Genomic DNA, 18,082 nt, shown 5'->3' on the forward strand with positions numbered 1-18,082 from the left:
ATAAATAGGAAAACTGTTTGTGGCTTTACTGCATCTTACAGACGAAACATCAATTGAAAATAAGTTAAAACTAGATAACACTGACTTCACGTTCCAAGGCTGTCTTCATTCGGTTATCGGATGTATAATAATGTAATTCAGATACATACATTTTTATAGTTTCATACAATTGGAGGAGTGAGTGTAAGGTGAATAAGATCACTTCTTGTTCCTATTATTATTTTTGACGCCTGCTTGAACAGTAAGTTGATAGGGGGCGTTTCAATGAACAAAAGAAGAACAAACCATCCTATCAAGCAAAGAAACAAGATCTAGATGAGAAGCCTATAGCAACGCTCTGTGGGAGGATTTATCATTTATGACGCTGTCCATTTCTATATTAGTATTGTTGTTAGCGGTTATAAACATTATTTTAGAAAAATATATACTTAAGAGTCCGTCACCTAAAATTTCTGATACGACTGGAAAAAATATAAACAGATGGGGAAAAGGATGTCTTGCAGTTCTTGCAATATGTTTCTACCTCTTTGTATTAGATATGACGGATGAATATATGATGAAATGGTTTTTCTTAATCGCTTTTGTCGTTAGTGCAGTATTTCACGCTATTGTAGAATGGTGGTATCTGAGAGGAAGCAAACAATACTTTATTTCAATTCTTTTATTAATGGTTGGTTTGGTCTATTTTCGAATCGTAATATTTTAGAGGAATAAGAAATGTAAGTGACACAGTGGATTCTAACGAACGCTATTAACGCTATTTTAGTAAATTCGTGCGTTCTCTGATTTTAACGGTCATGGGAGCGCTTATTTTTACGATTTTGGTGATTTTAATTGATTTTCTGATTAATAAGCTCTCTGGCAATCGTTACATTTTAAATGAAGGAAATTCAAGCTGATTAGCCTCTGTGGCAACCGTTACGGTCATTTCATACAGTTAGCCTTTACGACGATCGACAGTTTGATTGATATCACTAATAAAATGAAGCGGGAGTGCTACGGAATGGATGTTATTGAAATCGGTATGCTCGTAATTGTAGGGAGTGTAATCTCCTTACTCTTTTTTAGAATCATTTTTAGAATGATATGTGTTAGAAGTGAACATAGAGACGGGCAATATATATTAACGAGTTACCTATCTAATTTTTACGGTGTATCCTCCAAGGGTATGAAGCAGGTAAGAGGAAATGGCTTGCTATATTTAGCAAGGACGGCCATTTGTTACGAGATGTACGTTCCCAAAAAACGTTTAGAAATACCGCTTAATAAAATCGTCCATATCGGTACTACCAATCGTCATTTAGGCAAAATTGGATGTAAACTTTTGAAAGTTACATTTAAGACAGAACAGGGTGAGGAGACAGCTGCTTGGTCAGTAAATGATGCAGAGCATTGGATTCAAGAAATTAACATGTTGAGGCAGCAACTTAGTTCAAAATAAAAGCGCAGATGTTCGCTGTTGGCGGGACTCTCTGTACAATATGAGTTTACGCTCATAAAATGACTCAGCTTTATTTCAACGTTTAACTGTAGCGCCGTCACTTGTGAATAGGAACTCGCGTACATGTCTCAACTAGCACGCAGTCTCCTATGCGTCAGCATATTTAGGACAATGAGGTCTAGCAGATTGCTAGACCTTTTTCTTCGTTGAAGTGCACTCTGTTAGGGCCAGCCCTACATGGAATAAGGGGCGAATTACTTAAAAGAGAAAGCTTTTTACAACAGTAAATGCTCTAATAGATTGAATATAAAAAAACTAGGAGGGAAATGCATATGAAAACAGGAAAATGGTTGTTGGCAGTAGTAGTAGCGACAGGGGTGTTACTTAGTCCTTATTCCGAGGTAACAGCCGCGCAGGGTGTATCCATACAAGGTGTTGCGATTAAGAAGAGTGAGACGAAAAAGCTAGCTGATCTGGATGCAAAAATCGTAGAGGCAGCGAAGAAGAGCTTGCGACAATTGGCGGGCAAAGATGTGGAATTAATTGATTCCGTATCGATTTATGATAATAAAATTTTTATTCGTACTAAGGAAAAAGAAGACAAAGGTAATGTTGTTTTAGACCAAAAAACAGGTAAAGTATTATCAGCGTCTATCTATATAAGTAAAGATAAAGCAGATCCAAAGCTCATTGAGTTGGCGCTGAACAGTTTGAAGGAAGTAGACCCTGCACAAACGTTTGAGATTGAGAAAGTAATGAAAATGACAAGCTATGATGACAAATCTAGCGAGGTCGTATCTTCATCCGTACAAGGAAAAAACTTTGGGGTAACGATTTCTGGGGGAGAAGTAGAGTTTGCATCAGTAAGTTATCAAAAGTCCGAGTGGAATGCTGACATAAAGAAAAAAGGAGAGCGTGAATTTACAGCAGCGACAGGTCGAACAATGGAAGTATCAAGTATGGGGAGATATAAAGATAAGGGCAGGGACATGTGGTACGTTGTTGGTAAAAATGGTCAAAGCTCGATTGATATAGGTTTCAAAACAGGTAAAGTATGGAGTGTTTCTGATTATCAAGCAACTGGAAAAACAGACAAGGTGGCGTTAACAGAGAAGAACGCGGTATCCTATGCATCAGCTTTTGCAAAGAAAGTGTTTAACATTGACCTAAAAGGGTACAAGGCCAAAAAAGTGCCGGACTTTCCAGTATACGAAATGACGAAAAAAGGTGCTCCGACGGTAGTGATTGATTTTAACTCCAATAAAATAGTTACATCAATGTCCATCAAGCCTGTAAATGGCATTCGAAATTAGGTACTAAGGACATGCATGGAGGTCTGGCACTTTGCCAGGCCTTTTCATAAAAAACTAGGAGGGAAATACATATGAAAACAGGACAATGGTTGTTGGCAGTAGTAATAGCGACAGGGGTGTTACTTACTCCTTATTCCGAGGTAACAGCCGCGCCGGGTGCAGCCATACAAGGTGTTGCGATGATGAAGTCGATAAAGCTAGCTGAAGTGGACAAAAAAATCGTAGAAGCAGCAAAAAAGAGCTTGAGCCAACTCGCAGGCAAAGATGTGGAACTTATTGATTCAGCATCTATTTATGATACTAGAGTATTTATTCGAACAAAGGAAAAAGAAGACGATGGTTATGCTGTGGTGGATAAAAAAACAGGAAAAGTATTATTTGTGTCTATTACTGTAAGTAAAGATAAAGCAGATCCTAAACAAGTTGAATTGGCGCTGAACACTTTAAAGGAAGTAGACCCTGCACAAACGTTTGAGGCTGAGAAAGTAATGAAAATGATAAGTTATGAGGACAAAGCTGGTGAGATCGCATCTGCATCCATACAAGGAAAACACTTCAACGTATTGCTTCATGGTGACAAAGTAGAATTTGCATCGGTAAGTTATCCCAAGTCTGAGTGGAATGCTGACATAAAGAAAAAAGCAGAGCATGAGTTTAAAGCTGCTATGGGTCGAACAAAGGAAGTGGCAAGTATGACGAGATATAAAGGTAAAGGTAAGGATGTATGGTCCGTTTTAGGTAAAAATGGTCAAACCTCTGTAGATATAGGTGCGGAAACGGGGAAAGTATGGAGAGTTTCTGATTATCAAGCAACTGGAAAAACAGACAAGAAGGCGTTAACAGAGAAGAACGCAGTATCCTATGCGTCAGCTTTTGCGAAGAAAGTGTTTAATCTCGATCTTAAAGGATATACGGCTAAAAAAGTACCTGATTTTCCAGTATACGAAATGACGAAAAAAGGTTCTCCCATGGTAGAGGTTGATTTCAATTCCAATAAAATAGTTACATCGATGTCCATCAAGCCTGTAAATGGAATTCAAAATTAGGCACTAAGGTAGTAGCATTGTTAGGCCGACCAAGAAAGGCATACGATTTAGAGGTATCGCTAGCAGAATACCTCTAGTTCGTATGCCCAATCCTATGTGTGTTGCTATGGAGCGCTACATGTTAGGTGTTAGCCTCAGCAGCCTCTGCGTAGCGACTAGCTTATTACATTTACTCATATAAACGAATTTCCGCAAGCTGGAGTATTCCGCCACTGTTGTTGACTAGAGAAAATTTATAATATCGATAGGCAGTTGTATTGTTGATGTTATACGTCTTTGTCTGGAGTCGACTAGTGAAGACTTCATTTGATCTCGTATCAAGGGCAGTCCAAGTTGTTCCGTCGTTTGAACCGGATAGGGTCCAGTTACGTGGGTCTCTTTCCGGTACATCTTCGGCAGACGTGATCGCATACGATTGTACTGCATGTGCGTTAGACCCCTGGAATTGATATTGTATGGACGCTGTACTGTCAAATACCAACCACTTCGACGCTTCATTATGATCAAAGGCATTTTCTTTGCTCTCACCTACAGGGCTATTCGTATTGCTGACCGTAACCGTTCCACCAACAGCAATGCCTCTAGGTTGCTGGCTTGCTTTGAAAAAAGCACTGTTGCTTAATGTAATTGCACTGATAGGATCCCATTCTGGAAGTTCATTATCTTTAAAAATATAACCGTCCCCATCTTTTAATACAAAGAATCGATGCAGCCAATCGTATCCGCGCCACATAATGGAGTTCGGTCCTCCCTCGTGCGGCAGACTGAAGGCATGTCCAAGTTCATGCAATGCAGCTCCATAACCAATTGAAATTGCTTTCTGCACCGTATTTGCAGGTTCTCCTACGAAGGCAGGATCGACTGCGCTCAAGTCTGCAAATTTGCTCTGTATCTCGGTTTCGTCATTTGGGAATAACCATGCAGTAGAACCGCCGAATACGCCGTAATTTCCTCCACCGAGTGCAGTGTGGGCATACATGTAATTCGCGGTAGCGTCATACTTTGTAAAGCCGATAAAGGCAAGATTTTTAGTGCCAGATTGCGGATGTTGCTGAGGAATGAGACTAGCCACTTCATGATAGAGATCGTCTTTCTTGTATGTCGTGTTGTAATAGTAGGAGGTTGGATGATTGCTCTTTAGTACATGTACATTGACCTTGCCAGTGGTATTATTCAACTCCACATTGAACGTTTTGCGGCCGTAGCCATTATTGTTCATCGACTCTGCTGTGAAGGATTGGATTACTTTCATATAAGTGCTGAGTTTTGCTGCATAGTTCTGAGGATCGTTAGCTAATTTTGTTTGGTAATGCGTATTTCCGTCACTTGGGACATACCAGAAAATGCGGACAACTGCGTTGTTGGTTTGTGGTACATAGCTCAATTTTATAGCGGTCTGTTTTGTACCATTTTGGATAATTAAATTGTTTTCACCAGGAACCAGATCTACAAATACTTTGAACTTTCCTTGATGGACCTGCCCTTGCATCACTTTCGTGTTCCGATTGGAAGATGTGTTTGTTACTGTGATGGATGTTGCATTCGTATCGCTTACTAAACCTTGGAGCAAGGGCAAAGGATAGTCAATTGTCTCATTGTCGGCAAAGTTAGTCACTTCAATATCTGGTGCAGCGGCTGGATACAACTGTGTATGTGGGATGATGCTCTTCGGGGTAGATGGGCTGCTCCAAAATAACTTAGCTACAGCATTAGCGGAACGCTCATAATATTCCAGTTTGATCGCGTATTTTTGTCCTGCGCTGAGTGCTATCGTACCACTATGTTCTGTCGTATCGTGATCATTCCACTGATCGATAAGTAATTGATTATTAACCCATAATCGCACACCGTCGTTCGACGCGGTCGTAAACGTATACGTTTCGCTAAATTGGGCTTGAACTTCGCCTGTCCAGCGAACCGAGAACGTATCAACATCGATTAATGGACTAGGGGAATTTGCGCCCCAATCAAAATTAATTGAAGAATCAAAGCGCTTAAACTTTAAGTTAGAAAAATCAATGTTGTTGTAATAATACCCTGTAAGCCCGCTACCATTTCCAATTGGTGCAGGTGCCGTACTGCTGTTCGTGACAGCTACCGTAATCGATTGGCTTGATGCCTGTCCATGGTTGTTATTAAGCTTGGCGGTATACTTATATGAGCCATTTGCCTTGCCACTGAAGATTTTCGTCGCTGTCTGATGGTTGGGACTGTTGTCTATCAATGTTTGTGTGTCGATTAGAACATCATTTTCGTACCATTCCAATGCTGTTCCGTTATGTCCCCAATGCATGTTCATCGTAATTGAATAGTTTCCATCACCATCCCAGTTGTCATGCGCTAGGGTTGGTGTTCCTGGCACCCCGTTGGCTGCAGATGTAGCGGTTAGCGGCATTAAGGTGAGGAGTAGCACGATTACGATACTTGCGGTTGTCCATTTTGTAGTCTTCATTTTGCGTCCCTCTCTCTATTTATCTTTTGTGAGATCCTAACAGAACGTATTCCGCTTTTAACACTGACCTTAGCAAGATTTGTGGAGGATGGCTAGCACATGTCTTCACAAATGCTTGTCTGATCAAGTGAATGGAAGTTTGTTCCTGTAAAGTCTAGTCTTAATTTTATGGTTATGCAATAGAATGTAGGGGTAATTATTTCGTCCTTCTGCGGTAATATATTCGTTGATTTGCATGGTGATCCGGCTTCAGCGAGCTTACAAAACTTTTGTTGTGTGAGAACTAGGAAGAAAGGAAAATTTTACTTATTCCTACATGAATAGAAAATCAATTTGTACTTGTACGTATAATTTTGAGCGAATCGGCAATCCTTAAATTATCGACATCATCGAATGTCGTAGACAACCGCGGAGAAGACTTACGTTTCCCCATAAGCTCTTCGTCCGGTTTCTCCTCTCCCATGAAAAGGGGCTCTCGAAAGAGGGCCCCGATTTATTTTTTAAGCCCTACCTAGCGATAGTAATGTTCGTTAGCGGGGATGTCTAAGATATCCTCGTTCTCACAAGTCACGAGTCCAATAGTAAACCCATTTGATTCATACCATGTACCTATAAATTTTAAAGAGCGCGGAACTGTTTGGGACTTTCTTGAATGGATCTTCCTTCATCGAAGCATCTTAATACGTAGGGAACTGACTAAGAAGGAGGTCGCACACATGACAAATGTGTTAGTCATTAGCGCACACCCCAATTCTGACAGCTTCAATCACGGTGTTTTGGATGAAGCAGTATCTGAATTGCAATCACTCGGACATGAAATTCAGATCCGTGATCTATATAGTTTGCAGTTTGATCCAGTCATGACAGTTGAGGATTTGGCCAATTCGAAAGAAGGAACGGCACGAGGGGATGTACTGGCGGAACAAGAGTTGGTGCAATGGGCAGACATGTTAATTGTAATTTATCCTTTATGGTGGGCAGGTCTTCCTGCGCTGTTAAAAGGATATATTGATCGTGTATTTGCTTATGGATTTGCATATGCGATGAATGACAATGGGTTGCAGAAGCTGTTAACAGGCAAGAAGGCGCTGTTGATTACGACGATGGGCAATAGTGAAGCACATTACCGCCAAGTAGGCATGTTTGAAGCTTTGCAAAAGACGATTGATGAAGGAATATTTGACTTCGTGGGCATTCAGGTGCTTGAACATCGTTATTTTGAATCTGTACCAACTGTAGATGATACCACGAGAGCAAATATGTTGGAACATGTGAAGGAATTGATTAGAACCCATTTATTCAAGAGCTGATTCAAGTGGTTGTATATGAAGTGAATGCTGAAGTTTAACAAAGTACCTTTTCCTCAGGAGAAGGTACTTTATTGCATGAAAGGGGAAGGTTGAACAAGCTGCACTTCTTTCACTCTATCATTGAATATGTTACGATTAACGTCGAATACTGGAGGATAAACTCCTATTCTTTTGCGATGCAACGAAGTGATACATGATAAACGTACAGGCAAGGTGATAAGATGAGAGTCATTTCAGGAACGGCAAGAGGTCGTTCATTGAAAGCGGTGCCGGGCATGAACACACGCCCGACGACGGATAAAGTGAAAGAAGCATTATTTAGTATGATAGGTCCATATTTTGATGGCGGTATAGCGCTTGACTTGTTTGCAGGCACAGGTGGACTCGGCATTGAGGCGCTTAGTCGAGGTGTAGACCATGCTGTATTTATTGATATGGATCCAAAAGCGATCGAGACGATCAAACATAATGTAAACGTTGCACGAGTAGCTGAGAAAGCAGAAATTTTCCGCAATGATGCGAAACGTGCTCTTAAAGCGATGTCGAAGCGGGATATGAAGTTTGATCTCGTATTTATGGATCCTCCTTATCGGATGACCGATGCAGACATGCTGCTGACAACGATACTGGAGCAAGAGATGCTGAGTGAGCACGCGATCGTTGTGATCGAGCATGATTCCAACTACACATATCCTGAACACATTGGAAGTATGACGTGCTTCAGAAATGCAAAGTATGGTGAAATCGCTTTATCATTATATAAAAAGAAGCAGGATGAGCTAGAGGATCGAGGAGAGGAGTTACCATCATGACGAACAATTGCAAACCACGAATAGCTGTTTATCCAGGCAGCTTTGATCCTGTCACTTTAGGACATATTGATATTATTCGCCGTTCGGCGAAACAATTTGATAAAGTAATCGTTGCCGTACTCAACAATTTGAGCAAAAATCCACTTTTTACAGTAGAAGAGAAAAAAGAACTCTTGCGAACAGCAACCGCTGACATTCCAAACGTAGAAGTAGATGGTTTCCGAGATTTGCTCGTTAATTATATGGACAAAAAAGAAGCGCACGTTATTGTGCGCGGTATTCGTACAGTTACCGATTTTGAGTATGAAATGCAATTGGCGAGTACGAACCAGAAGCTGAATGATCGCATCGAAACGATATTTATGATGACCAATCCTAAATATTCGTATTTGAGCTCCAGCATGGTCAAAGAGATTGCACGATTTGGTGGTGCGGTAGGGGAGTTCGTGACACCAGAAGTGGAACAAGCTCTTCGTCGCAAATACAGTGACATGAACTAATTTATCATTTTGAATTTTAAGTAATTTACCCGAATTTTATTGTTTCTTTGGTACAGTTATATATATCCAGCAGCTGAGAACGGTCAGTATAAGTAAGCCCGCACCTGCGAAGATTAGCAGTACAAATGGCTGAAGCCATACATAAAGGAATGACAGGTATTGTTCTGCTCCGTGTATTCCGTTTATATTGTTCCAAATCATGATCCAAAGAGATTCGATATTTCCTTCAAATAAGGATTGAAATAAAGTCATGGATGATTGATGACTGTGTGCTGTGATACCGATTCCAGATGGCAGAACAGATGCAGCATCTGCCCATACTGGAGCAACGGCAGCTGTGCTTCGAAACAGTGCGAGCAGCGGTTTCCAGCATACATAAGTAAAGATGAATGCGAGCGCGGCGTGAAGCAGTCTAGCAGCAAAGAAGCGCCAGTAACGCAAGTCCGTCTGCTTGATTAAGCTGTGTACTTGCAGATGTGAACTAATACCGCTCCATGCTAAGACAGCGCTGACAAGGGCGGCTTGGAACTCTGGGGAGCTAAAAGAAGTTGAGCTAATCGTGAATGCTCCCAGATTGACTTCTAGTAGCCCATTCATAAGCAAATTGCCCAGTGTAGATGGGAGTGCAAGACGGGCGACTTGAATAAGGACAGAGAACATCATCATATAGCCGCCAATCATCATTAATGTCTGGACAGCTGATGAGACAGCTTCGCCAAGCAGCCTGCCAATGGGCCTGCCATCCATTTGGCGGGCTTGTTCCATACTATTGAGTATTCGTTGTGGAAAAGATTGTTTAGGTGATTGAGCAACCACACGTTCAGTAAGATGAAGGTTTGATGTAGGATGTTGATCCGCTTCTACTGTTGTTGAACGAGATACATATTTGAAACTAGTTTTGGTGGGAACTTTTTTTCGACCATCAATGATGCGAAGGAAGACAGCTGTTAGCAATGCAGTTATCCAATGTATGCAAGCGAGTAATAGTCCAACATCGGCTTGCTTCATAAAGCCTACACCTACGACAGCGACGAGAAAGACAGGATTACTTACATGGGCAAGGGCGAGCAGTCGCTCGCCTTCCATGCGGCTAACACTCTGTTGTTGACGCAGGTTGGCAATGACTTCAGCTCCAGCTGGATATCCTGCTGTCCATCCTAGAGCCCATGCCCATCCACCGACCCCAGGAACGCGAATCAACAGCCGCATAATGGGTTCGAGCACAACACCTAACGCATGAACCCAGCCTAATGCTGATAGTAGATGAGACAAGACGAGAAATGGAAGTAGGGCTGGAAATATAATGCTCCACCATACTTGTAGACCTTGCAGTGAAGCTTGAAAAGCTGCTGTTGGGTACAGCATGATACTAACGACAAGCAGTACGACCGAGGCTCCGACAAAGAGCGTGTACAACGGGTGTTGAAAAGGAGAAGAGCGGAGTAAACGGACGGACCGCATTGAATTCACCTCTTTGTTAAAGATTAAGGGCAAGACGTAAGTCTGTACGCAGCTGCATATATTTTCATATGTACGTGAAATGGACGGGCTTTAGACCATACAGAAGGAAGGTGAGTCTAATGAATGAGAATGATGAGCAGTTTACGAAGCAGCAGCGCTATGGTGGATGGTATTTTTCCTGGCGGTGGCTAATCGCTATAGTAGCACTGGTGTACTTTTTAGTGTATATGCCTACTCCTTATGTGATTTATACACCGGGAAGCGCAGAATCGATCAAGCCGCTCGTTGAAGTAAAAGGCGGGGATGATACAGAGCAAGGTGCATTCATGCTGACTACCGTGCGCAGAACGTATGCCAATATGGGACTCATTGTCTGGCACTCCTTCAATTCAGATGCCCAATTTGGGAAGAAGCAGGATGCGCTGCAGGGACGTTCAGAAGCAGAATATGAAACCGAGCTTGTATTTAGTATGAGCGGTTCTCAGAGCAATGCGATATTAGCTGCCTATAATGCGGCAAATGTTCCGTACGATAAGGTCAATACAGGTCTGTATGTGATCTACAATTTGCCTAATGTGTCGAGTAATGAATTTAAGACGCAAGATCGCCTACTGAGTATAGAAGGGCAGAAGGTTAATACCGTTAAAGAAGTAAAAGCGATTATTGCGAAGTATAAGGAAGGTCAGACGCTTACGGTTCAAATTGAACGCGAAGGCAAGAAACAAGACGTTAAAGCTAAGCTAGTGCGCTACAAGCCATATAAGCAAGCGGAGAATACAGTAGTTGGTTTTGGCACGACGTTTGGTGAAAAGGTAGACATTGTACCTCGTAATCCAAAGGATAAGATTACGTTCCATGAAAGTGATATCGGTGGGCCTTCAGCGGGTCTTATGTTCACCTTGGAGTTAATTAACCGCTTGACGCCAGGAGACCTATCACGTGGCCATTTGATTGCCGGTACAGGTGAAATTACACCAGAGGGCAAGGTAGGTATGATCGGCGGTGTGCAGCATAAAGTGGTGGCTGCCCATCAAGAAGGAGCCAGTTTGTTCCTTGTACCGGAAGGGAATTATGACGAAGCCAAGGCGAAAGTGAATACGATGGACACGAAGATGCAGCTAGTGTCTGTACGTACGCTGCAAGATGCATTAACAGCGATTGAACAGTTGGAAGTAAAGGCTGCTAAGGCTGATATACCTAAATAAATCGTGTTCTATTATAAATCATAAAAAAACAAGCATCTGGGGTCAGTCCCCATGCCATGTGGGCAACTAGATGCTTGTTTTTTTGTAAAGATGAAAGGAAAGCTTGATGTGACTGATGCGCTAAATAAATGGATGTTGCAGTTAGATCGGTCTTAATTGTTACTATTTCTGATTCCATTCAGTCTGGTGTTAATTGCTCGGATGGGAGCGTCTTGGCGGTTCGTAAAAGTCGCGATAGGCAGTTCGTCCGTGAACTCGGGATATGCCAGCTGCATAGACAGCGGTAGCACGAATATCTGCGGTTAGGCCAGCAGTTCCTCCGAGCCTGCTATTCTCTCTCGTTACGGTTTGTACAATAGGTAAAGAAGCTGATTTTTTCATTTTTTTAAGCAGTGCCTGCCCTTTTTGACTGAATCCAAGGACACGAATGTAGTGTGGGCCTCGCTGCAATGATTCAGGACCAAAGTCATCTTTCGTATGGTCGAGCAAAATATGTGTAAGCATGCGCTGGAGCTTCGTAAGTGTATAGCGTTTGGTTTTTAATGCTTCAAGCAATGGTTGAACACGCCATTCTGTTAGTTGTGGCAGTGTGTGTAACAGTCGATGTTCCAAGCCTTCCGTAACTTCGAGTATGTTATGCAGCGCTTCTGGAGAAGCAGTAGATAGACGATAGAACAAAGCCGCGGCATATGACTCCCAATGGCCAAAATGTTTGCCTGCTGCTGCCCATTGGTTGATTATATTTTGTGATGCAGATGGCAGATATGGCTCAGCTGCCTGCGCGGACTCGTGATGAATGAGGCGTCTTACCGCTGTGGCGCTTGCAATCGTGTCTGAATGGGCGATCGTGTCGTGATAACCTGCTGAGACCCGTCGAATCGTGTAAGGCTTCATCGCGGACGTAAGCCGCTCTGAAGCCATCATATAATGGAGGCCGAGCGAATTGTTCGGCTCAGCCAGCCAACTTGCGTCGGCAGCAGCATCGCCACCTTCGGCAGCCGTCTCTGCTGCTGCCGCCTGAGCATATGCAGCAGGGTAGCTGACGCCCTGCTTCAATGCAGAGCGCAGCCTTGCAGCGAACGCGGAATCTTCCCGCGTCAGTCGCTGCGCGGCACGAGCAAGCGGCTCTAGCTCGCCCAGCTCGCTGCCGAAGCAAAAGGCGTCCACGACACCGGTAGCGGCAAGCGTCGCCACCGCCCCGTGGGCGAACCATTCTGCTGGCTGCACCGCATAAGCGGTCGGCAGCTCCAGCACAACATCAACCCCGTTCGCGAGTGCCATATCGGCTCGCGCCCATTTATCTAAAAGAGCAGGCTCGCCACGCTGAAGGAAGTGGCCGCTCATAACAGCAACAACTGCATCGGCATTGGCTATTTGTTTCGATTGTTGGAGATGATACAAATGTCCATTGTGCATCGGATTGTATTCAACGATGAGGCCAACCGTGTGCATATTTTTAATATTCCTTTCCATCCGATAAGGATGTATAATTTTCTCATTATCGTTCCTAAGCAAGTGATGGCATAATCATAACATGGACAAGCATCGATGTCCTAGTCGCTCACAACGAGAGGAACGGTGCAATCGACTAGATAGCTGCCGGCAGGGAGACGAAGGAAGTCACCGCACGCAATCTCGTAAACTGTCAAACATAATTGGTTGACAAAGCATGAGAAAAATCGCTATAATTAATTTTGTTTGTTTGGGGTGATAACATGAAATTTTCTTTACGGGACGCGATCAATGGTCAACAGGCGCACATACGAGAAACGTTTGAGATAGAAGATCCTATGTTCAACCGTAGCGATATTCGCCGTATTGCACCCGTTAACGTCGACTTAACAGCGGCTGCGGAAGACGACGACCTAGTTGGCGTTACAGGGAAATTGACAACAACGTTGGACGTTAACTGTTCACGTTGCTTAACGCCTCACACTGAGACAGTCGTCATTCCGTTTCATGAGCATTTTAAGCTGACGGACTCTACTACTGATCTTCCAGCAGATGACGAAGATGATGTCATATACGTGACGGATGAACGCGTTAATCTGATTCCATATGTGGAGGAAGCGGTGTTTGTTCATTTACCATTTACAACCTTATGCCGTGAAGACTGCGAGGGGCTTTGCTCGACTTGTGGTACGAATCGCAATGATAAGGACTGTGGATGTTCCAATGAACGAATTGATCCGAGACTAGCAGGGTTGAAAGATTTCTTTAAGAACTAAAGAACTAACAACCGAGTTTTGCAAGATGTAATTTGGGTAAGGAGGTGTAAACATGGCAGTACCTCAGAGAAGAACTTCTAAAACACGTCGTGATAAGCGCCGTACGCACTTCAAACTGTCCGTACCGGGCATGGTTAAGTGTGATCAATGTGGTGAGTTGAAATTGGGCCACCATGTATGTAAAGTGTGCGGAACATACAAAACAAGAGAGATCATCAAACAATAATCGTATAACTAGCGACTGATGTTTACATTCGTGAATGAAGTCTCTAAATACGGGAAATGTAGCATTTCATCATTTGGTGGAATGCTACTTTTTTTATGCATCATCGGTTCCATTTTAATCCAAATGAGAACTTGTGCTTTTCAGAACTGAAAATATTATATATACTACAATTAGTACCTGGTTCTAATACGAGCCTAAACCTCATTAGAGCAGGTTAACAAGAACGGATAAGCAGCATGTTACTCATAGTGATTAAAGGTGGTGTAACACATCGAAAAGCTACCTAAGCGCGAGAGACAACGGCAATTGGCCGGTATTATAGAAGAAAACCCATTCGTTACAGATCAGGAGCTAACGCGCAAGCTGCGAGTCAGCATCCAGACGATACGACTTGATCGAATGGAATTAGGCATACCAGAACTAAGAGAACGATTGAAAGTGATGGCAGAACAAACGTATGATCAGGTTCGATCACTTCCAATTGACGAGGTTATCGGGGAAGTTATTGATTTGCAGCTTGATCGCAGTGGTATTTCTATTTTTGAGATCAAGCAAGAGCATGTATTTTCTCGGAATCATGTTGCACGTGGACATCATTTGTTCGCGCAGGCGAACTCATTAGCTATTGCGGTCATCAACGAAGAAGTCGCCTTGACGGCAACAGCAGACATACGCTTTGTTCGGCAAGTGCATCTTGGTGAGAAGGTAGTGGCAAAAGCATATGTGCGCTCTGTTTCAGGTGAGCGGAACAAAGCCAAAGTTGAAGTGTTTAGTTATGTCGGAGATGATTTGGTTGTCCATGGACACTTTATTATTTTCCGTTCTACATCAGAGGGTACAGTCAGCGAAGGAGGACATGAAGATGAGAATCGCCATTGATGCAATGGGGGGAGATCGTGCACCAGCCAGTATCGTAGAAGGTGCATTGGAAGCGGCAAAAAATTGGAGTGAACTAGAAATCATTCTTGTTGGAGATGAACAAGCTATTAAGCCGCATTTATCCAACCAGCCTTCCAATATCCGTGTTGTTCATACAGAAGAACGTATTGAAGCTGACGATGAGCCTGTGCGCGCAGTGCGTCGCAAGAAGGGTGCTTCGATGGTCATGGCAGGACGAATGGTGCGTGAAGGTGAAGCGGACTGCATGATATCAGCGGGCAATACAGGCGCTTTAATGACAACAGGGCTATTGGTAGTCGGAAGGATGGAAGGGGTGGAGCGTCCAGCTCTTGCACCTATGATACCAACGATGGATGGCAAAGGAATGTTGGCGCTTGACCTTGGTGCCAATATGGATGCCAAGCCTGAGCATCTCGTACAATACGCAATAATGGGCAGTATATATAGGGAAAAAGTACACAGCATTAAGAAGCCGCGCGTAGGATTGTTGAACGTTGGCAGCGAGGCGCAAAAGGGAAATGAATTAACGAAAGCCGTTTTCCCTTTGTTAGAAGAAGCGCCTATTCATTTTATCGGGAATGTAGAATCACGAGATGTGCTGGAAGGCGCATGTGATGTTCTCGTATGCGACGGGTTCGCTGGTAACGTTATGTTGAAGACTTTAGAAGGCACGGCTGGTTCTTTATTTAATGTCTTGAAGCAGGAATTTACACGTTCTTGGCTTACGAAGCTGGGAGCAGCATTAGTCATGCCGGGATTGAAACGCCTCAAGCAAACGATGGATTACAAGGAACATGGCGGGGCTCCTTTACTTGGATTGAATGGGCTCGTCATCAAAGCCCACGGCTCTTCTGATGGGCGTGCGGTATTTAACGCAATTAGACAAGCGCGTACAGCACTACAGCATAATTTAACGGAGACAATCTCCGCTGAAATTGTTCGTCAACCTAGCGGAAAGTGAGTGTGAGAGTTATGAATTTGCGTCCGGTTGGTATTATCGGAACGGGTAAATATGTACCTGAACGTATTCTTTCCAATGCAGACTTGGAAAAAATGGTAGATACGACTGACGAATGGATTGTAACACGCACAGGGATGAAAGAGCGTCGTATCGCTGCTGATGATCAGAACACTTCTGACTTGGCATATGAGGCTTCTATTCAAGCGCTCGCTGCAGCAGGAATTACGGCGGAGCAGCTAGATTTAATCGTAGTAACGACAGTAACACCTGATATGCCTTTCCCATCAACCGCATGTATCGTACAAGAGCGGCTTGGAGCTAAGCATGCAGCTGCATTTGACCTATCTGCAGCATGTGCAGGATTTATTTATGGACTGGCTACTGCGTCAAATTATATTGCTACGGGCATGTACAAATATGTATTGGTAATTGGTGCAGAAACTCTTTCACGCATTACGGACTATACGGATCGCAACACTTGTATTTTGTTTGGTGATGGAGCAGGTGCTGCAGTCTTGGGGCCAGTAGAAGAAGGGTATGGCATTCAGTCGTTCGAGCTAGGCGCGGATGGAACAGGTGCTGATTTGCTTAAAATAGAAGGTGGCGGAGCACGCTGTCTAACAGCAGCAGATTCCGGGGAAGAGAAGCGTCCTTTCATTTATATGAATGGTCGTGAAGTGTTCAAGTTTGCCGTTCGTATTATGGGCAGCGCTGCAGAGCAAGCGTTGGCTAAGGCAGGCAAGACGAAGGAAGATATTGACTTGTTCATTCCTCATCAAGCCAATATGCGTATTATTCAATCTGCAATTGAACGCCTTAAGCTGCCAGAAGAGAAGTGTGTCGTTAATCTTCCGAATTATGCAAATACGTCTGCGGCCTCTATTCCACTTGCGTTAGCAGAAGCTGTTGAGCAAGGGCGCTTAAAGCGCGGCGATACCGTTGTGCTCGTTGGCTTCGGTGGTGGTTTGACTTGGGGGTCAACCGTTTTAACTTGGTCATAAACAAAGAAATAATAGATTTCATTGGATGCAAGGAGTGGAATTGATGGGTAAGATAGCGTTTGTGTTTCCTGGACAAGGAGCCCAGTCTATAGGAATGGGCAAAGATGTCTATGAAGCCAATCCAGCTTCGCGTGAAATTTTTGAACGTGCCAACCATGTGCTTGGATATAACCTTACTGATATTATTTTTAATGGACCAGAAGAAGTGTTGAAGCAAACGATCCATACACAGCCTGCCCTTGTGACGGTTAGTTATGCACTATATACTGCATTTGCTGAACGTGGGATTCGTCCCGATTATTTAGCGGGGCACAGTCTTGGGGAGTATAGTGCATTAGCTGTGGCTGGTGTAATGAGCTTCGAAGATGCGGTTGCTACTGTACGCAAACGAGGCGAATACATGGAAGCGGCTGTTCCGAAGGGGCAGGGCGCCATGGCAGCTGTACTTGGAGCGGGACGTGAGCAGCTCGGTGCACTTTGTGATGATATTTCTGCATTCAGAGCACCCGTTGAAATGGCAAATATCAATTGCCCGGGGCAAATCGTAATCTCTGGTTCAGCCGATGGTGTTCAGGCGGTAGTCGAGCGCGGGAAAGAAGCTGGAGCTAAACGTGTCATTCCACTTGAGGTGAGTGGTCCATTCCACTCCTCTCTTATGCAACCTGCTGCTGATCAGCTAAGCGATGCTTTTGAGCAGGTCAGTATGCAAAATACGCAAATTCCGATTGTATCGAATGTTTCCGCTCAGGCGGAGCTAGAAGCAGGACGTATTCGTCAGCTGCTAGTGGAACAAGTTTGCTCTCCTGTATTATGGGAAGACAGTATACGGTATATGATTGGACAAGGCGTCGATACATTTATCGAACTTGGTTCCGGTACAGTACTAGCTGGACTTATTAAGAAAATTGATCGTTCGGTAAAGGTTGTTTCCATCAACAGTTTAGAATCGCTTGAGGCATTCCAATTACAGGCGTAAGTGAACGTAGGTCGTAAGGGAATGCTGCTGTTTGAATCTTATAGAAACGGCAGTACCAGCTCGAGTCGGTGTTGACTTGAACCTTGACAATGTATGAAGTTGTGTTGGATCTGTCATCGTTTATCTTTTGTTGTATGTAGATGGGAGCATTCTCTCGGTCTAATAGACCTAATCATCGTCATCTTAAATGGCGATGCAGGGCATACCCCGATGCGGCGTATGCCCTAATAAAGGACAAGGAGGGTATTGG

At 43.6% G+C, this 18,082-nt stretch carries 18 protein-coding genes; 14 read left to right on the forward strand and 4 right to left on the reverse strand.

Features of this window, described 5'->3' with window-relative positions; genetic code table 11:
- Positions 1-358 precede the first annotated feature (358 nt).
- The 4 genes from IFO66_RS01690 (at position 359) to IFO66_RS01705 (ending at position 3,800) form a co-directional block, all read left to right on the forward strand.
- On the forward strand, positions 359-706 hold the full coding sequence (locus tag IFO66_RS01690; protein ID WP_192023466.1) for a DUF4181 domain-containing protein: 348 nt from the start codon (positions 359-361) through the stop codon (positions 704-706).
- A 297-nt stretch (positions 707-1,003) separates the two neighbouring features.
- Positions 1,004-1,441 (forward strand): hypothetical protein, encoded by a 438-nt coding sequence (locus tag IFO66_RS01695; protein ID WP_192023467.1) that lies wholly within the window; start codon positions 1,004-1,006, stop codon positions 1,439-1,441.
- Between the two features lie 332 nt (positions 1,442-1,773).
- Positions 1,774-2,754: a hypothetical protein gene (locus IFO66_RS01700; RefSeq protein ID WP_192023468.1), complete on the forward strand. Its 981-nt coding sequence runs from the start codon at positions 1,774-1,776 to the stop codon at positions 2,752-2,754.
- A 71-nt stretch (positions 2,755-2,825) separates the two neighbouring features.
- Positions 2,826-3,800 carry a hypothetical protein gene (locus IFO66_RS01705; RefSeq protein WP_192023469.1) on the forward strand — a complete coding sequence of 325 codons (975 nt, stop codon included), beginning with the start codon at positions 2,826-2,828 and terminating at the stop codon, positions 3,798-3,800.
- 169 nt (positions 3,801-3,969) lie between these two features.
- Here IFO66_RS01705 and IFO66_RS01710 read toward each other — a convergent pair whose 3' ends face one another.
- Together IFO66_RS01710 and IFO66_RS24020 are read right to left on the reverse strand one after the other, a co-directional pair.
- Positions 3,970-6,252 (reverse strand): PA14 domain-containing protein, encoded by a 2,283-nt coding sequence (locus IFO66_RS01710; protein WP_192023470.1) that lies wholly within the window; start codon positions 6,250-6,252, stop codon positions 3,970-3,972.
- A 328-nt stretch (positions 6,253-6,580) separates the two neighbouring features.
- Positions 6,581-6,715 carry a hypothetical protein gene (locus IFO66_RS24020; RefSeq protein ID WP_273014973.1) on the reverse strand — a complete coding sequence of 45 codons (135 nt, stop codon included), beginning with the start codon at positions 6,713-6,715 and terminating at the stop codon, positions 6,581-6,583.
- A gap of 253 nt (positions 6,716-6,968) precedes the next feature.
- Here IFO66_RS24020 and IFO66_RS01715 point away from each other — a divergent pair, with 253 nt between their 5' ends.
- The 3 genes from IFO66_RS01715 to coaD all read left to right on the forward strand — a co-directional run bounded on the left by IFO66_RS01715 (position 6,969) and on the right by coaD (position 8,874).
- Positions 6,969-7,562: an NAD(P)H-dependent oxidoreductase gene (locus tag IFO66_RS01715; protein WP_192023471.1), complete on the forward strand. Its 594-nt coding sequence runs from the start codon at positions 6,969-6,971 to the stop codon at positions 7,560-7,562.
- A gap of 221 nt (positions 7,563-7,783) precedes the next feature.
- A complete protein-coding gene (rsmD, locus tag IFO66_RS01720; protein WP_192023472.1) occupies positions 7,784-8,374 on the forward strand; it encodes a 16S rRNA (guanine(966)-N(2))-methyltransferase RsmD in 591 nt (196 codons plus the stop codon).
- Entirely contained in the window at positions 8,371-8,874 is a 504-nt protein-coding gene (gene coaD, locus IFO66_RS01725) for a pantetheine-phosphate adenylyltransferase (RefSeq protein WP_192023473.1), read from the forward strand. The genes rsmD and coaD overlap by 4 nt, the downstream gene beginning before the upstream one ends.
- 36 nt (positions 8,875-8,910) lie before the next feature.
- Here the strand turns inward: coaD and IFO66_RS01730 are convergent, their stop codons facing one another.
- The gene (locus IFO66_RS01730; RefSeq protein ID WP_192023474.1) at positions 8,911-10,335 is read right to left on the reverse strand and encodes a nucleoside recognition domain-containing protein; all 1,425 of its coding nucleotides are present in this window, start codon (positions 10,333-10,335) and stop codon (positions 8,911-8,913) included.
- 119 nt (positions 10,336-10,454) lie between these two features.
- Here IFO66_RS01730 and IFO66_RS01735 point away from each other — a divergent pair, with 119 nt between their 5' ends.
- Complete coding sequence (locus tag IFO66_RS01735; protein ID WP_192023475.1) at positions 10,455-11,540, forward strand: YlbL family protein; 1,086 nt, start codon at positions 10,455-10,457, stop codon at positions 11,538-11,540.
- A 189-nt stretch (positions 11,541-11,729) separates the two neighbouring features.
- Here IFO66_RS01735 and IFO66_RS01740 read toward each other — a convergent pair whose 3' ends face one another.
- Entirely contained in the window at positions 11,730-12,992 is a 1,263-nt protein-coding gene (locus IFO66_RS01740; RefSeq protein WP_192023476.1) for a nucleotidyltransferase, read from the reverse strand.
- A gap of 263 nt (positions 12,993-13,255) precedes the next feature.
- Between IFO66_RS01740 and IFO66_RS01745 the strand changes: the two genes are divergently transcribed.
- The 6 genes from IFO66_RS01745 (at position 13,256) to fabD (ending at position 17,832) form a co-directional block, all read left to right on the forward strand.
- Positions 13,256-13,768 (forward strand): YceD family protein, encoded by a 513-nt coding sequence (locus IFO66_RS01745; protein ID WP_192023477.1) that lies wholly within the window; start codon positions 13,256-13,258, stop codon positions 13,766-13,768.
- A 52-nt stretch (positions 13,769-13,820) separates the two neighbouring features.
- Complete coding sequence (gene rpmF / locus IFO66_RS01750; protein WP_028595623.1) at positions 13,821-13,994, forward strand: 50S ribosomal protein L32; 174 nt, start codon at positions 13,821-13,823, stop codon at positions 13,992-13,994.
- Positions 13,995-14,264: 270 nt separating this feature from the next.
- Complete coding sequence (fapR, locus tag IFO66_RS01755) at positions 14,265-14,873, forward strand: transcription factor FapR (RefSeq protein WP_028595622.1); 609 nt, start codon at positions 14,265-14,267, stop codon at positions 14,871-14,873.
- Positions 14,857-15,855: a phosphate acyltransferase PlsX gene (gene plsX, locus IFO66_RS01760; RefSeq protein ID WP_192023478.1), complete on the forward strand. Its 999-nt coding sequence runs from the start codon at positions 14,857-14,859 to the stop codon at positions 15,853-15,855. The genes fapR and plsX overlap by 17 nt, the downstream gene beginning before the upstream one ends.
- 11 nt (positions 15,856-15,866) lie before the next feature.
- Positions 15,867-16,856 carry a beta-ketoacyl-ACP synthase III gene (locus IFO66_RS01765; RefSeq protein ID WP_192023479.1) on the forward strand — a complete coding sequence of 330 codons (990 nt, stop codon included), beginning with the start codon at positions 15,867-15,869 and terminating at the stop codon, positions 16,854-16,856.
- A gap of 43 nt (positions 16,857-16,899) precedes the next feature.
- The gene (gene fabD, locus IFO66_RS01770) at positions 16,900-17,832 is read left to right on the forward strand and encodes an ACP S-malonyltransferase (RefSeq protein ID WP_192023480.1); all 933 of its coding nucleotides are present in this window, start codon (positions 16,900-16,902) and stop codon (positions 17,830-17,832) included.
- Positions 17,833-18,082: the final 250 nt, after the last annotated feature.

The sequence above is a fragment of the Paenibacillus arenosi genome, assembly GCF_014841135.1.
In the GTDB taxonomy this organism is placed as follows: Bacteria; Bacillota; Bacilli; order Paenibacillales; family Paenibacillaceae; genus Paenibacillus_B; species Paenibacillus_B arenosi.

Excerpts from the sequence above, each read along its gene's own strand:
- IFO66_RS01690 (WP_192023466.1), top strand. The coding sequence starts at position 359 with ATGACGCTGTCCATTTCTATATTAGTATTGTTGTTAGCGGTTATAAAC.
- IFO66_RS01695 (WP_192023467.1), top strand. The coding sequence starts at position 1,004 with ATGGATGTTATTGAAATCGGTATGCTCGTAATTGTAGGGAGTGTAATC.
- IFO66_RS01700 (WP_192023468.1), top strand. The coding sequence starts at position 1,774 with ATGAAAACAGGAAAATGGTTGTTGGCAGTAGTAGTAGCGACAGGGGTG.
- IFO66_RS01705 (WP_192023469.1), top strand. The coding sequence starts at position 2,826 with ATGAAAACAGGACAATGGTTGTTGGCAGTAGTAATAGCGACAGGGGTG.
- IFO66_RS01710 (WP_192023470.1), bottom strand. The coding sequence starts at position 6,252 with ATGAAGACTACAAAATGGACAACCGCAAGTATCGTAATCGTGCTACTC.
- IFO66_RS24020 (WP_273014973.1), bottom strand. The coding sequence starts at position 6,715 with ATGGGAGAGGAGAAACCGGACGAAGAGCTTATGGGGAAACGTAAGTCT.
- IFO66_RS01715 (WP_192023471.1), top strand. The coding sequence starts at position 6,969 with ATGACAAATGTGTTAGTCATTAGCGCACACCCCAATTCTGACAGCTTC.
- rsmD (WP_192023472.1), top strand. The coding sequence starts at position 7,784 with ATGAGAGTCATTTCAGGAACGGCAAGAGGTCGTTCATTGAAAGCGGTG.
- coaD (WP_192023473.1), top strand. The coding sequence starts at position 8,371 with ATGACGAACAATTGCAAACCACGAATAGCTGTTTATCCAGGCAGCTTT.
- IFO66_RS01730 (WP_192023474.1), bottom strand. The coding sequence starts at position 10,335 with ATGCGGTCCGTCCGTTTACTCCGCTCTTCTCCTTTTCAACACCCGTTG.
- IFO66_RS01735 (WP_192023475.1), top strand. The coding sequence starts at position 10,455 with ATGAATGAGAATGATGAGCAGTTTACGAAGCAGCAGCGCTATGGTGGA.
- IFO66_RS01740 (WP_192023476.1), bottom strand. The coding sequence starts at position 12,992 with ATGCACACGGTTGGCCTCATCGTTGAATACAATCCGATGCACAATGGA.
- IFO66_RS01745 (WP_192023477.1), top strand. The coding sequence starts at position 13,256 with ATGAAATTTTCTTTACGGGACGCGATCAATGGTCAACAGGCGCACATA.
- rpmF (WP_028595623.1), top strand. The coding sequence starts at position 13,821 with ATGGCAGTACCTCAGAGAAGAACTTCTAAAACACGTCGTGATAAGCGC.
- plsX (WP_192023478.1), top strand. The coding sequence starts at position 14,857 with ATGAGAATCGCCATTGATGCAATGGGGGGAGATCGTGCACCAGCCAGT.
- IFO66_RS01765 (WP_192023479.1), top strand. The coding sequence starts at position 15,867 with ATGAATTTGCGTCCGGTTGGTATTATCGGAACGGGTAAATATGTACCT.
- fabD (WP_192023480.1), top strand. The coding sequence starts at position 16,900 with ATGGGTAAGATAGCGTTTGTGTTTCCTGGACAAGGAGCCCAGTCTATA.